General features: G+C 64.0%; 11 protein-coding genes. 7 read left to right on the forward strand and 4 right to left on the reverse strand.

Annotated features, from left to right (window positions below; translation table 11 throughout):
- Positions 1-30: 30 nt before the first annotated feature.
- From recR to ilvA, 3 genes are all read right to left on the reverse strand, one after another.
- A complete protein-coding gene (gene recR / locus QZY67_RS06230) occupies positions 31-633 on the reverse strand; it encodes a recombination mediator RecR (protein WP_294533414.1) in 603 nt (200 codons plus the stop codon).
- A 25-nt stretch (positions 634-658) separates the two neighbouring features.
- Complete coding sequence (gene rpe, locus QZY67_RS06235) at positions 659-1,315, reverse strand: ribulose-phosphate 3-epimerase (protein ID WP_295369146.1); 657 nt, start codon at positions 1,313-1,315, stop codon at positions 659-661.
- Positions 1,316-1,556: 241 nt separating this feature from the next.
- Positions 1,557-2,777, reverse strand: coding sequence for a threonine ammonia-lyase (gene ilvA, locus QZY67_RS06240; protein WP_295369148.1), 1,221 nt, complete (start codon positions 2,775-2,777; stop codon positions 1,557-1,559).
- Positions 2,778-2,975: 198 nt separating this feature from the next.
- Here ilvA and QZY67_RS06245 point away from each other — a divergent pair, with 198 nt between their 5' ends.
- From QZY67_RS06245 to QZY67_RS06260, 4 genes are all read left to right on the forward strand, one after another.
- Positions 2,976-3,713 (forward strand): 5-bromo-4-chloroindolyl phosphate hydrolysis family protein, encoded by a 738-nt coding sequence (locus QZY67_RS06245; protein ID WP_295369149.1) that lies wholly within the window; start codon positions 2,976-2,978, stop codon positions 3,711-3,713.
- 22 nt (positions 3,714-3,735) lie between these two features.
- Positions 3,736-4,944, forward strand: a complete 1,209-nt coding sequence (locus tag QZY67_RS06250) for a toxic anion resistance protein (RefSeq protein WP_294533404.1) — start codon at positions 3,736-3,738, stop codon at positions 4,942-4,944.
- Between the two features lie 94 nt (positions 4,945-5,038).
- Positions 5,039-6,175, forward strand: a complete 1,137-nt coding sequence (locus QZY67_RS06255) for a TPM domain-containing protein (protein WP_295369150.1) — start codon at positions 5,039-5,041, stop codon at positions 6,173-6,175.
- A gap of 296 nt (positions 6,176-6,471) precedes the next feature.
- On the forward strand, positions 6,472-12,516 hold the full coding sequence (locus QZY67_RS06260; RefSeq protein WP_295369152.1) for a choice-of-anchor I family protein: 6,045 nt from the start codon (positions 6,472-6,474) through the stop codon (positions 12,514-12,516).
- Positions 12,517-12,590: 74 nt separating this feature from the next.
- Here QZY67_RS06260 and QZY67_RS06265 read toward each other — a convergent pair whose 3' ends face one another.
- Positions 12,591-12,803: a hypothetical protein gene (locus QZY67_RS06265; protein ID WP_294533395.1), complete on the reverse strand. Its 213-nt coding sequence runs from the start codon at positions 12,801-12,803 to the stop codon at positions 12,591-12,593.
- A 171-nt stretch (positions 12,804-12,974) separates the two neighbouring features.
- Here QZY67_RS06265 and QZY67_RS06270 point away from each other — a divergent pair, with 171 nt between their 5' ends.
- The 3 genes from QZY67_RS06270 (at position 12,975) to QZY67_RS06280 (ending at position 14,611) form a co-directional block, all read left to right on the forward strand.
- On the forward strand, positions 12,975-13,499 hold the full coding sequence (locus QZY67_RS06270) for a gamma carbonic anhydrase family protein (RefSeq protein ID WP_295369153.1): 525 nt from the start codon (positions 12,975-12,977) through the stop codon (positions 13,497-13,499).
- Complete coding sequence (locus tag QZY67_RS06275) at positions 13,496-14,344, forward strand: hypothetical protein (protein ID WP_294533390.1); 849 nt, start codon at positions 13,496-13,498, stop codon at positions 14,342-14,344. The genes QZY67_RS06270 and QZY67_RS06275 overlap by 4 nt, the downstream gene beginning before the upstream one ends.
- Before the next feature lie 84 nt (positions 14,345-14,428).
- Positions 14,429-14,611, forward strand: coding sequence for a DUF1540 domain-containing protein (locus QZY67_RS06280; protein WP_295369154.1), 183 nt, complete (start codon positions 14,429-14,431; stop codon positions 14,609-14,611).
- The last annotated feature ends 24 nt before the right edge of the window (positions 14,612-14,635 follow it).

Here is a 14,635-nt window from a genome sequence, read left to right on the forward strand (position 1 = left end):
GGCCGTCTGTTTTGCAATTTGCATCGGGAATCACATCTCCCGCCGGCCCTCCAGAGCCCGCATGAGGGTGGCGTCGTCGGCGAACTCCAGATGGCTGCCCACCGGGATGCCGTAGGCAAGGCGGGTGACCTTCACCTGGAAGGGCTTGAGGAGCCGGGAGAGGTACATGGCGGTGGCCTCGCCCTCGGTGTCCGGGTTGGTGGCCATGATGACCTCCTTTACCTCGCCGCTCCCCACCCGCTCCACCAGAGATTTGATGTGCAGGTCGTCGGGCCCCACGTGGTTCATGGGGGAGATGACCCCGTGGAGCACGTGGTAGAGGCCGTTGTACTCCCGGCTGCGCTCCATGGCGATGACGTCCTTGGGGTCGGCCACCACGCACACCGTGGACCGGTCCCGCTTGGGGCTCTGGCAGATGGGGCAGGGCCCCTCTCCCTCGGTCAGGTTCTGGCACACGGGGCAGAAGGAGATGGCCCGCTTGGCGTCGGTAATGGCCTGGGCGAAGGCGGCGGCGTCCTCGTCGGGCAGGGAGAGCACATAAAAGGCCAGCCGCTGGGCGCTCTTGTGGCCGATGCCGGGCAGCTTGTGGAACTGCTCCACCAGCTTCTCCAGGGCGGGGGGAAAGTACTGCATGGAAAATCCTCCAGAATGTTTGAAATCAGACGCCGGCGGCGCGCAGGGCCTCCACGGCGGCGGCGGGGTCGGGCTTGCCGAATACGGCGGAACCGGCCACCAGCACGTTGGCGCCCGCCTTCATCACCAGCGGGGCGGTGGCGGGGTCAATGCCGCCGTCCACCTCCAGGTCGCAGTCGGGGCAGTACTGGTTGATGTAGCCCCGGATGGCCTCGATCTTGGGCAGCATATCGGACATGAAGGCCTGGCCGCCGAAGCCGGGCTCCACCGTCATCACCAGAATCAGGTCCAGGCCCCGCTTCAGATAGGGGATCACCGCCTCAGCGCCGGTGATGGGGCGCAGGACGATGCCCTTCTTCACACCGTTTTCCTCCATCTTGTCCAGCGCCCGGTGGATAGCAGGGGGCAGGTCGGCCTCCAGATGGACGGAGAGCAGGTCTGCCCCCGCCTTGGCAAAGGCGCCAATATACCGCTCCGGCTTTTCAATCATCAGGTGTACGTCCAGAAACTTGTCGGTGCAGGCGCGCAGGGACTTGACCACCGGCACGCCGATGGTAATGTTGGGGACAAACATGCCGTCCATCACGTCCACATGGAGCCAGTCGGCGTTGGGGACCCGCTCAATGTCCCGCTGAAGATTGGCAAAATCCGCTGAGAGCAGCGAGGGCGCAATTTTAATCATACTTAAACCTCCGCTTTAACAGAAATTGAAAAATTTCCTGTATGATACATTCAGCGCGGCAGAGCCCTGCGCCGCACCGGGGGCCGGTCCGGCACATAGGATGGCACAGCGGAATCGCTCCCGGCCGGCGGCGGCGCTCCCCCGCTCTGCTCCCACGGCCCGGCGGTCCGGCCGGGGGAACAACCGCTTTCAGATAGCCGTCCGGCGGGCTCTGCCCGCCGGACGGCAGCAGAATTGGGGGTTAGTCGTAGAAGTCGCCGGTGCTGACCTCCCGGGCGTCGTATCCGGCGGCGCGCATGGCGGTGAGGATGGTCCGCTTGTGGGTGTGGCCGAAGGCCTCCAGGGTCACCCGCAGCTCCACGCCGCTCTGGCGGTTGATGTTGACGAACTGGTTGTGCTCCAGCTTGATGATGTTGCCGTTCTCCCGGGAGATGATCTCGGCCACCCGGAGCAGCTCGCCGGGCCGGTCGGGCAGCTGGACGGAGAAGGTGAACACCCGGCCCCGGTTGATAAGGCCGTGCTGCACCAGGCTGGCCACGGTGATCACGTCCATGTTGCCGCCGGAGAGCACGCTCACCACGTTCTTGCCCTTGCAGTCCAGGTGGCTGAGGGCGGCGATGGGCAGCAGACCCGCGTTCTCCACGATCATCTTGTGCTTTTCGATCATGTCCAGGAAGGCGTCCACCAGCTCGGCGTCGTCAATGGTGATGATGTCGTCAATATTCTGCTGGATATAGGGGAAAATGAGATCGCCGGGGGTTTTCACGGCCACGCCGTCGGCGATGGTCTCCACGCGGTCCAGCGTGACGATATGGCCCGCCTCCACGCTGGCCTTCATGGACGCGGCGCCGGTGGGCTCCACGCCGATGACCTTCACATTGGGGTTGAGCAGCTTGGCCAGGGTGGACACGCCCGCCGCCAGGCCGCCGCCGCCGATGGGCACCAGAATCACGTCCACGTCGGGCAGGCTCTGGAAAATCTCATAGGCAATGGTGCCCTGGCCGGTGGCAACCGCCAGGTCGTTGAAGGGCGGCACGTAGGTCAGGCCCCGCTCCTCCACCAGCTTCTGGGCCAGAGCGGCGGCGTCGTCAAAGGTCTCGCCGTGGAGCACCACCTCAGCGCCGTAGTCCTTGGTGTTGTTTACCTTTACCAGGGGCGTGGTGGTGGGCATGACGATGGTGGCCCTGACGCCCGCGGCCTGGGCCGCATAGGCCACGCCCTGAGCGTGGTTGCCCGCCGAGGCGGTGACCAGACCTCTGGCCTTCTCCTCCTCGGACAGGGTGGACAGCTTGAAGTAGGCGCCGCGGATCTTGTATGCGCCGGTGACCTGCATATTCTCCGGCTTCAGGTACACATTGTTGCCCGAGGACTTGGAGAGGGCCGTGCTGGGGACAAGCCCCGTGTTGGTGATGACGCCCGAGAGCACGCTGCGGGCGGCCTTGAAATCTTCCAATGTCATCATGGTGAAAACCCCTTTACTGGGGATCGGCCGGTCCGGTCATCCCTGCTGAATATAGTTGGTTATTATTTTAATGAATTTAAGTGCTAAAGTCAACGTGTTCTTGACACCCCCCCAATAGGGGGGTACAATAAACTGGTACTGGAATACCCACCGGCCCCAGGCCGGGCAGCGCCCTGCGTTCAGGGCATGGAGGAAGCTATGACAAAAAAAGTAAAGCGTTCCGTGGTACCCTTTTATCTGGTGGCCGCCCTGTGGCTGGCGTGGGCACTGCTCCTGCCGCTCTACCGTCCTCTGGATTACATCCTGGCCGCAGTGGTATCGGTCATCGTCTTTATTGTGGGCAAGGCCATCTGGCCCGACAAGGCATATCAGATTGCCGACCCGGAGAGGGAGAAGGAACCGGAGAAAAAGCCGGAGAAGAAGGAGCAACCCAAGGCGGAGAAGGCCCAGCCCGATCCCCAGCCCCAAAAAGAGGAGAAGAAGTCCACCGGTGACCCGGAGCTGGACAATCTGCTCAAGCAGCGGGACATGGCCCTTTCCGAGATGCGCCGCCTCAACGACTCCATCGAGGACGAGAAGCTCTCCGCCCAGATTGACCATCTGGAGGCCACCACCAGAAAGATTTTTGACCTGGTGGCGGAGAAGCCGGCCAAGAAGAGCCAGATCAGCCGCTTCATGAACTACTACCTGCCCACCACCCTGAAGCTGCTCAACGCCTACGACCGGATGGACGCCGCCGGGGTGTCGGGCACCAATATCGACGGAACGATGGGCAAAATTGAACAGATGATGGACACGGTGGTGTCCGCCTTTGACCGCCAGCTGGACGCCCTCTTCGGGGACGAGGCGCTGGACATCTCCACTGATATTACCGTGCTGGAAAATCTGCTGGCCCAGGAGGGGCTGAGCGGGGACCAGATGACGGCCCAGTCATAAACGAGGAAAGGATGAAATTCCCATGAGCGACAAGATTGATATGACCCCCGAGCTGACCCTGGATCCCACCGGCGCGGCCCAGGCCGCCCAGGCGGAGACCGCGCTCCGCACACCAGAGGCCCCCACCCTGACACTGGAGCCCACCCTGGGCGCCGAGGAGACCGCCGCCGCCCAGGCCCAGCGGGACGCCAATGCGGTGAAGATTGACGAGAGCATGCTCACCGAGGCGGAGCGGAAGATGGTGGACGACTTCTCCCAGAAGATCGACATCACCGACTCTAATGTGGTCCTCCAGTACGGCGCCGCCGCCCAGAAGAACGTGGCCTCCTTCTCGGAGAACACGCTCAACTCGGTGCGCACCAAGGACCTGGGCGAGGTGGGCGAGGCTCTCAGCTCCCTGGTGGTCCAGCTCAAGGGCTTCAACGTGGAGGAGAAGAAGGGCATCATGGGCTTCTTCCAGCGCAAGCGCAACGAGCTGGAGGAGATGAAGGTTGCCTACTCCAAGGCTGAGACCAACGTGGACAAAATTGTCCAGATTCTGGAGGGACACCAGGTCACTCTGATGAAGGACATCGCCATGCTGGACCAGATGTACGATTTGAACACCAAGTACTACAAGGAGCTGACGATGTACATCATCGCCGGTAAAAAGAAGCTGCAGGCGGTCCGCACCGGCGAGCTGGAGGAGCTGCGCAAGAAGGCGGCCGCCACCGGCGCCCAGGAGGACGCCCAGGCATACAACGACCTGGCCAACATGTGCAACCGCTTTGAGAAGAAGATCCACGACCTGGAGCTCACCCGCATGATCTCCATCCAGATGGGGCCCCAGACCCGGCTCATCCAGAACAACGACACCCTGATGCTGGAGAAGATCCAGTCCTCTCTGGTGAATACCATCCCGCTGTGGAAGAGCCAGATGGTGCTGGCCCTGGGCCTGGAGCACTCACGCCAGGCCACCGCCGCCCAGAGCGCGGTGACCAATATGACCAATGAGCTGCTCCAGAAGAACGCGGATATGCTGAAGATGGGCACCATCGAGACGGCCAAGGAGGCCGAGCGCAGCGTGGTGGATATCCAGACCCTCCAGCACACCAACCAGCAGCTTATCTCCACCCTGGACGAGGTCATGAAGATCCAGCAGGAGGGCGCCCAGAAGCGCCGGGAGGCCGAGGTGGAGCTGGGCCGCATCGAAGGCGAATTGAAGCAGAAGCTGCTGGAGCTGCGGGGCTGAAACAGAGCAGAGCAGAACGCGGGACGGGCCCCGTTCCGCAGAGCGACAGTGCTCACGGCGGGCGCGGAAGCGGCCACCGGAGCGGAGGAGTGCAATGAAGATTTTTCAGAAAACCGGCGTGGCGGTGCTGGTCATGTGCATCGCCATTGCCGCGGCGGTGGGCATTGGCTTGTGGCGCCAGCCTGTGGAGACGGTGGGCGGCCAGACCGGGGCCCTGGACACCGGGCTGGACACCGCCTATTACGCCAGATTCACAGATGATGGCGCGGATTTGCTGTCGGGCAGCGCGGAGGAGACCATCGCCCTCTACAATGCCAACTGGGACAACCGGTACAACAGCGTGGTGGGCGTGGTGACCATGGAGTCCGTGCCCTCCGACGTGCAGACCTTGGACGACTTTGCCGACTACGCCTATCAGCTGGGCGCCGACCTGGGTGTGGGCGAGGGCGACGCGGTGCTGGTGATCTCAGTGGCGGACGACGGCTACTACCTGGCTACCGGCAACGACTTTGCCACCATGCTCTCCGACAGCCGGGTGGATTCCTTCCTGGAGGAGTACTTTGCCGGGGACTTTTATGCCGGCAGGTATGAGGCCGGTGTGCTCAGCCTGTACAGCGCCCTCAACGACCTCTATTACGCCAATTTCGGCGTGGGCAACGACGCGCTGCCCGACGCCCCGTCCTATACCGGATACTATTACAGCTACAATTGGGTCTTCTGGGCGGTAGTCGGGCTGGTGGTGCTGGTGGCGATCCTCAGTGCGGTGGACCGCTCCCGGTACAACGCCTACCGCAGCCGGTATTACGGCGTGGCCGCGCCGCCCTATGTGTTCCGGCCCATCCTCTTCTGGCACCGGCCCGGCTCCTACTGGTACCGGCGGCACTGGCACCGCCCGCCGCCCCCTCCGCCGCCCAGAGGGCCCAGAGGCCCGGGCGGAGGCTTTGGCGGCCCCGGCCGTCCCGGCGGCGGCAGCCCGGGCGGCTTCGGCGGCGTGGGCAACCGAGGCCCCAGAGGGGGCGGCACCTTTGGCGGCCGTCCCTCCGGCGGCAGACCCGGCGGCTTCGGCGGCGGGGCCAGCAGAGGCGGCGGCTCCTTCCGGGGCGGCGGTTTCGGCGGTTCCCGCGGCGGAGGCAGCTTTGGCGGAAGCCGGGGCGGCTTCGGCGGTGGTTCCCGCGGGGGAGGCTCCTTCGGCGGCGGCCGGGGCGGCGGTTCCTTCGGCGGACGGCGGTAAGGCACGCGCCTGGATACACAAAATCTAAAAACAGACAATGGAAAGTCCCCTGTGCAGGCGCCCCGCCCGCACAGGGGACTCTTTTTGCCGCATCTCCATTACACAAGCTTTACACAAGCTTCACGGAAACTGCGTGGATCAATGAGGACGGCGGTGCTAAACTTTGTTTCTGCACAGAGGGGCGGCTTCTTCGGAAACCGCCTGGGCTTACAGCCCGCGCCGGGCGCCTGCCGTTACAGAGAAGAGCGCCGGATACCGGGGCTGTAAAGTTCAATCTCAACAGAAGGAGAATCCAGATGAACTTGTGTGTGAAGCGGATTGGTTCTCTTGCTCTGGCGCTGCTGCTGGCGGCCCAGACGTTGGGAACAGCGCCGGCATCTGCTGTGGATGCGGCGGAAGAGGCCGGGGAACAGCCCCGGGTAGTGGCCGACTGGAAGTTTGGCCGGGACTATACCACCGGCAGCATTGCCGACGGCAGTCTAATCATCGAGGATCAGAGCGGCAACGAGAACGACCTGAAAATGCAGACCTACGGCCAGGGAAACTGGGAGGACTACCTCTCCTTCTCTGACGACAGCATGACCGGCCAGGGCGGCAGCATGGTCTTTGACGGCGACACCAGCTCCAAGACCGGCGCCGACTTCATCACCGTGGACGGCGCGGCCATCAACAGCGAGGAGTTCACCGACGGATACACCATGGAGTTCCTCTACTACTTCCCCGAGGACTGGACCGCGGCTGACCAGTGGATGAGCCTGATCGGCCGTCAGGGCGCGGGCGGCGGCAACCCGGAGGGGGAGCAGGGCACCATGTACGCCTCCATCTCCAACTGCAAGGAGATCCAGTTCATCACCGGCAACGCCGAGGGCAGCCACACCATGTCCTCCGCGGCCTGGTCTGTGTCCATGGACGAAGGCGGCGTGTGGTACCACATCGCCATCGTCTCCGACGGCCACGAGATCGCCACCTATGTCAACGGCTGCGAGGCCTTCCGGGACTATGTGTCCGACGAGATGGTGGGCATGTACGCCGACCCGGCGGACGGCCGGTTCCGGGTGGGCTCCTCCTGGTGGGACGGCCTGGACAAGTTCCTCCAGGGCAGCATTCAGGAGATCCGCATCTCCGGCGCGCCGCTGGAAAGGGAGCAGTGGCTTGTCCCCAATCCCGAGGATTATGTGGAAAACTTCGGCAGCAACGAGACCTATACCCTGCGCAATGAGGACAACTACAATATCGTCCTGATCCCCGACACCCAGAACACGGTGGAATTCCGCCCCGACGTGATGAACGCCGCCATTGACGGCCTCATCGACAGCGCCGACGAGCTGAACGTGGCCGGCGTCATCCACCTGGGCGACGTGGTGGACGACAACAACGACGACGCCCAGTATGTCGGCGCCCGGGATGCCTTCTACCGCCTGCCCGACGCGGGCATCAAGTTCCTGATTCAGATGGGCAACCACGACGGCTGGAGCAGCGGCATCCACAACTATTACAACAGCTTCTCCGGCAAGAGCACCGCCTGGACCCGCCGCACCGGCTGGTACCTGACCCAGTCTCCCAACGGCGACGGCAACAGCTCCTATATGTTCCTGCGGGCGGGCAGCTACAACTACCTGGTTATCTCCCTGTCCTGCACGGGCAGCGGCTCAGGCGCCAACAACAACACCGGCTGGGACAGCGCCGACGAGGCCTGGCTCCGCTCGGTGCTGGAGGAGTACCCCAACTGCCCCACCATCGTCACCACCCACGACCTGCAGAACTGCTCCGACACCCAGCCCAGCGCCATCAAGCTCAGTAGCCGGGGCACCCAGCTGTGGAATATCGTCAAGGACTATGACCAGGTCTTTATGCTGGTGGGCGGTCACAGCCACGGCTCCGGCGTGGAGGAGCTGACCAATACCAGCGGCAAGCAGGTCATCTCCATCCTCACCGACCTGCAGTTCTCCTACAACGGCGGCAACGGCTGGTTCCGCTACCTGGAGTTTGACGAGAGCGCGGACAAGATCTACTACTCCCTCTACTCCCCCTACGCCGCCTCTCTGGACGAGAGCGAGAAGAGCTTCTTTGATGTGAACTTCCTCACCGGCCCGGGCAACCAGGGCGAGATCAGCATTGACTTCGACCAGCGCTTTGCCGGCATGGCCCGGGAGGAACAGGAGACCCAGACCGAGGGCAAGTGGATGACCGGCGAGTACCACACCCACACCGGCCAGTCCAAGGACGCCACCTCCGCCTTTATGTCCCTGACCAATGTGCTGGCCGCCGCCTTCCGCAACGACGAGGTGCTCCAGGACGAGGCCAACAGCGCCGCCCGCTTTGACAACATCCGGTACGGCGACGCCTTTGACTTCCTGGGCCTGGCCGACCACCTGCGCCAGTCCTACAACGGCGTGGACGGCCAGGGCAACGGCCAGTACAACACCGCCTTCTATGTGGCGGTGCAGACCCAGATCCGGGAGCTGGAAAAGCTGCAGGTCAAGGGCGAATACACCGACAAGCTGCTCAATACCGGCTTTGAATGGGATATGCCCGGCCTGGACCACGCCAGCGTGGGCGTGCTGGATGAGAACGGGGAGGCCTCCGTCTCCGGCATCCACGCCTTTGAGTGGCTGTACGCCAGCCAGGGCTCCGGCGACGACCCCACCAGCCTCTTTACCCTGGATGAAAAGTCCGACGACATGGACGAGCAGGCGGTCTACGGCGACCGCCAGCACGACGGACAGGCGGAGACCGCCTATGACGCGGTGGCCTGGCTGGAGGAGAACTACCCCGGCAGCTACGCCCTGCCCAACCACCCCTCCCGCCACAACGGCGGCAGCGGCGAGGTGACCATTGAGAACCTGCGCCGCCTCAACGACGCCGCCCCCAGCGTGGTCTTCGGCTTTGAGGGCATGCCGGGCAACCAGATGTCGGGCAGCGGCCGCTGTGAGCTGCCCGCCGATGCCATCCGCAACGGCGCCGACGAGATGATCTCCATTACCGGCGGCGTGTGGGACGCCCTGCTCTCCGAGGGCCGCAGGTTCTACAACTTCGCCAACTCCGACTTCCACTTCAAGGTCAGCGCCGACGAGCAGTACTCCAGCGGCTACTGGGCCAGCGAGTACTCCGCCAACCAGGTGTGGGTGGAACCCGGCGACGACGGGCAGTTCACCTTCTCCGACGTGGTGGAGGGGATGCGCTCCGGCAACGCCTATTCCGTGTACGGCAACCTGATCTCCGACCTGAGCTTCACCGTCTCCGCCGCTGACGGCAGCTCCGCCACCATGGGCGGCGAGCTGGACGTCATGGAGGGCGACCAGCTGACGGTCACCGTCCGCTTCAAGGCGGGCAACACCAACAACTATGAGACCCTCTTTGGCACCGATACCGGCATCGACGTGGACAACACCCCCGAGCTGGACCACGTGGACCTGATCATGGGCCATGTCACCGGCAAGGTGGATGAGTCCCGGTACGGCAGCACCGACAACACCGACGCCAGGATCGTCAAGACCTTCAGCAAGGAAGAGCTGGCCCGGGCTCTGGGCGAGGACGGGTACTACACCCTCACCTTCCCCATGGAGGCGGACAGCGACCTGTACTTCCGCCTGCGGGGCACCACCGTGTCCCAGGTGGATGAGAACGGCGACCCCCTCTCCGACGCGGACAACTCCGGCATCAGCGACAACCATACCCGCTTTGACACCGTCAACGACTCCAACTACGCCAGCCTCTGCTTCTACGCCAACCCCGTCTGGGTGAACGTGGAGGAGGCCCAGACCGAGGGCGTGGAGAACGGTTCCGCCGACCTGGATCTGACCAAGATCGCCGGTTACAGCGCCGGCCAGTTCGACGTGGACGGCGGCGTCATGGAGATCGTGGCCTATAACAGCGTCAACGGCTATGCCTATGCCGTCAACGGCAAGAGCGGCCTGCTGGCCGTCATCCCCATGGATGAGCTGAAGGACACCGGCGTGGTGGCCGACCTTACGGGGACCAGTTTTGACGTGAAGGCCGCCGTGGAGGCAGCCGACGACGCCTTCTCCTACGGAGACATGACCTCCGTGGCCGTCTCCCCCGACGGCTCCACCCTGGCCGCCGCCCTCCAGGCAGAGGGCTATGCCGACGCCGGCCGGGTGGCCCTGTTCACCTGCAGCGCCGACGGCTCTCTGACCCTTCAGAAGGTGGTCGCTGTGGGCGTGCAGCCCGACATGGTCACCTTCGCGGACAACAACACCGTCCTCACTGCCGACGAGGGCGAGCCCCGGGAGGGCTACGGCGAGGGGACCACAGACCCCAAGGGCTCTGTCAGCGTGGTGGACGTGACCGCAGGCACCGCCGCTGTGGCGGACTTCACCGCCTTTGACGCCCAGCGGGAGGACCTGGTCTCCGCCGGCATTGTCCTGAAGAAGGACACCGCCCCCTCGGTGGACCTGGAGCCTGAGTACATCGCCGTGTCCGGCGGCAAGGCCTATGTGACACTCCAGGAGGCCAACGCCATCGCTGTACTGGACATCGCGTCCAGGACCTTCACCGGCATCTACTCCGCCGGGTTTGAGGATTACAGCGCCACCCCCGTGGACATCGACAAGAAGGACGAGGCCTACAGCCCCAAGACCTACGAGAGCCTGCTGGGCATCCGCATGCCCGACGGCATCGCCGCCTTTGAGCAGGGCGGCAGGACCTACCTGCTCACCGCCAACGAGGGCGACAGCCGGGAGTGGGGCGACTACCTCAACGAGGACGAGGTAAACTTCGGCAAGGAGGGGAATACCTCCCCCACCGGGGCCATCACCGCGGAGAACTCCGGCCTTACCGGCAAGGTGGTGTTCTTCCTGACCGGAGACTACGACGGCCTGAACGCCGAAAAGGACTACCTCTTCGGCGGCCGCTCCTTCACTCTCTACGAGGTCACCGACACCGGCATTGAGGAGGTCTTTACCAGCGGCGACGACTTTGAGGCCCTCACCGCCAGATACTTCCCCGACTACTTCAACGCCTCCAATGACAACGCCGTCAAGGACGACCGCTCCGGCAAGAAGGGCCCCGAGGCCGAGAGCGTCGCCGTGGGCGCCGTGGACGGCAGAATTTACGCCTTCATCGCCCTGGAGCGCACCGGCGGCGTGATGGTCTACGATGTGACCGACCCGGCCAGCGCCTCCTATGTCAACTACATCAACTCCCGTGACTTTGCCTCCACCGTCCCCGGCTCCGAGGAGTACGACGAGGGCGAGCTGGACAAGTGGGTCACCGGCGGCGATGTGGCCCCCGAGGGCTTTGCCTTTGTCCCCGCCGCCGTCAGCCCCACCGGGGAGGCCCTGCTGCTGACCGCCTGCGAGGTGTCCGGCACCGTGGCGGTCTATGAGCTGGAGCCGGAAGAGGCTCAGGTGCCCTCCGGCGGCGGCTCCTCCGGGAACAGGACCGAGACCACCACCAACCCCGACGGCTCCGTCACCACAACGGTCACCAGGCCGGACGGCTCCAAGACCGAGACCACCAAGGCCCCCAACGGCGCCTCCTCCGTGGTGAACACCGACCAGAACGGCCGGGTGGAGGCCCGGGTGGAGCTGCCCGCCGGCGTGGTGAGCGCCGCCGCGGAGCAGGACGGGACCGCGGCCCTGCCCATGCCCGGCCTGACCGCCTCCGCCGACTGGGAGAGCGCACCCACCGTCACCGTGGATCTGCCCGAGGGGACTGCCGTCAAGGTGGAAATCCCCGTGGAGAACGTGACCGCCGGCACCGTGGCCGTGCTGGTGGGGGCGGACGGCACCGAGACCGTCATCAAGGACAGCATTACCACCGAGCGCGGCGTGGCCGTCAAGCTGTCTGACGGAGACACCGTGAAGATTGTGGACAACACCAGGGCCTTTGCCGACGTGCCCAATGGCTACTGGGGCACGGACGCCATCGCCTTTGTCACCAGCCGGGAGCTGTTCAACGGCACCGGCGGGACCACCTTTGACCCGGCCGGGGAGATGACCCGGGCCATGGTGCTCACCGTCCTGGCCCGCTACGACGGCCAGGACACCGCCGGCGGCAGCACCTGGTACGAGCAGGGCGTCCAGTGGGCGGTGGACAGCGGCGTGTCCGACGGCGCCAGCCTGGACAGCGCCGTCTCCCGCGAGCAGCTGGTCACCATGCTCTGGCGCTACGCCGGCAGCCCTGCGGCTCAGGGCAGCCTGGACGTCTATCCCGACAGCGCCGCCGTCAGCGGCTGGGCCGCTCAGGCCATGGCCTGGGCGGTGGAGGCCGGGCTGATTACCGGCACCGGAGCCGGGGCGCTCAATCCCCAGGGCACCGCCACCCGGGCGGAGGTGGCCGCCATTCTGGCCCGCTTTGTGGAGAACGTCAGCTTCTGATTCCGCTTTCAAATGAGACGGGAAACGCCCTTCTGGAAAGAGGGGCGTTTCCCGTCTTTGCGCCGCCGCAGCGCTCAGAGCTGCTGGAGCTCCTGAAGGGTGTCGCGAATTACCTGCTTGGGGATGTACGCCCCCGCAAACGAGACGAGCTGCTCCAGGGTGACAGTCCTGGAGGCCCCCAGCAGGGGATGCTTCATCACCATGGGAAAGCGGCGCTGGAACACCGCCCGGGACTTGGGATTGTCCAGCAGCTCGCCCACCGTGATTTTATTGTGCTTTAAGTCCAAACCGGTTCACCTCCACCCACATTGTATGCAGGGCGGCGGGCAGAGAAGCACAGAAAGAGAATCTCCCCTTGCGCGCCGGGCCATTGTCACATATAATAGTTCTGTTTATTATTATGTCTGCTGAATGTAGTACGAATTATGCGTATTATAAAAGCGCCAGGAGATGATAACATGATTGTCCGGTGGGAAGACAAAGAGCCCCGGCTGGACCCGTCGGTGCGCATGGCGGAGAGCGCCGCCGCGGTGGGCGACGTAACCGCTGAGGCAGGGGTCAGTCTGTGGTACGGCGCAGTGGTGCGGGGGGACGTGAGCCCCATCCGCATCGGCCGGGACACCAATATCCAGGACAACGCGGTCATCCACGGGGACCCAGGCGTGCCCACAGAGCTGGGAGAACAGGTGTCGGTGGGCCACAGCGCCGTGCTCCACAGCTGCCGGGTGGAGGACGGCTGCGTCATCGGCATGGGGGCTGTGGTGCTCCGGGACTGCGTCATCGGGGCGGAGTCCATGGTGGCGGCGGGCGCTGTGGTGGCCGGCGGGGCCGTCATTCCGCCGGGCAGCCTGGTGGCGGGCGTCCCCGGACGGGTGAAGCGGGCCCTGACGCCGGAGGAGCGGCGCAGACAGAGAGAGAACGCGGCGGAGTACCTCCGCCTTTCCGGGCAGCTGCCCCGGGTGGAGAAAAGGAGCGAAGTATGAGAAGAAAAAAGCGGACCGAAGAGGCCGGAAAGTACCACAAGACCCTGCGGGAGCAGATTCGGGAGAACAAGGCGCTGGCGGCGGTATACATTGTGCTGCGGGTCCTGGTGGTCCTGATCATGGTGGCCCAGTTCTTCAACGGGAACTTTGAAAACGTGTTCCTGTGCCTGCTTACCCTAGTGCTCTTTACCATTCCCAGCTTTATTGAGCGCACCATAAAAATCGACGTGCCCGATACGCTGGAGGTCATCATTCTCCTGTTCATTTTTGCCGCGGAGATGCTGGGCGAGATCGGGTCCTACTACACCCAATACCCCTACTGGGACACCATGCTCCACACCCTCAACGGCTTCCTCTGCGCGGCCATTGGCTTCTCTCTGGTGGACATCCTCAACCGCAGCGACCGCTTCACCTTCTCCCTCTCCCCGGTCTATCTGGCCGTGGTGGCCTTCTGCTTCTCCATGACGGTGGGCGTGCTGTGGGAGTTCTTCGAGTGGGCCATGGACAGCTTTTTCCTGCTGGACATGCAGAAGGACGCGGTGGTCAATACCATCAGCACCGTTATGCTGGACCCCACCGGCGGCAACCATCCCCAGCAGATTAAGGACATCACCGACGTGATTGTGGTCACGGCGGACGGCACCCAGCGGGCGCTGGGCCTGGGCGGCTATCTGGACATCGGCATCAACGACACCATGAAGGACCTGTTCGTCAACTTCATCGGCGCCCTGGTGTTCTCCATCATCGGCTTTTTCTATGTGAAAAACCGTGGCAAGGGCCGGTTTGCCCGGCGGTTCATCCCCCGCCTGGTGAAGGAGAGCGGGGAGAAAAAGACCCAGGGATAACGCGCATATTTTCCCCGGGAGAGCGGATACTAGAGATGGCCGGGGTTCCGGCCGTTCATTCTCTCTCTCAAGGAGGATTACGCTATGAATTCCAATCCCAGCATCAAATGCTCCGTGTCCAGCTGCGCCTATCACAACGGCCAGCAGAGCGCCTGTACCCTGAACGAGATTAAGGTGGGCTGCACCGGCACCGACGTGGCCGACTGCTCCTCCACTGAGTGCGCTTCCTTCAAGTTGGGCAATCACGGCACCTGCTGCAAGCGCTGAGCCAGTGAGACAAAAATCCCCGGC

Origin of the sequence: uncultured Pseudoflavonifractor sp. (assembly GCA_904419835.1) — a bacterium.
Classification (GTDB): Bacteria; Bacillota; Clostridia; order Oscillospirales; family Oscillospiraceae; genus Pseudoflavonifractor.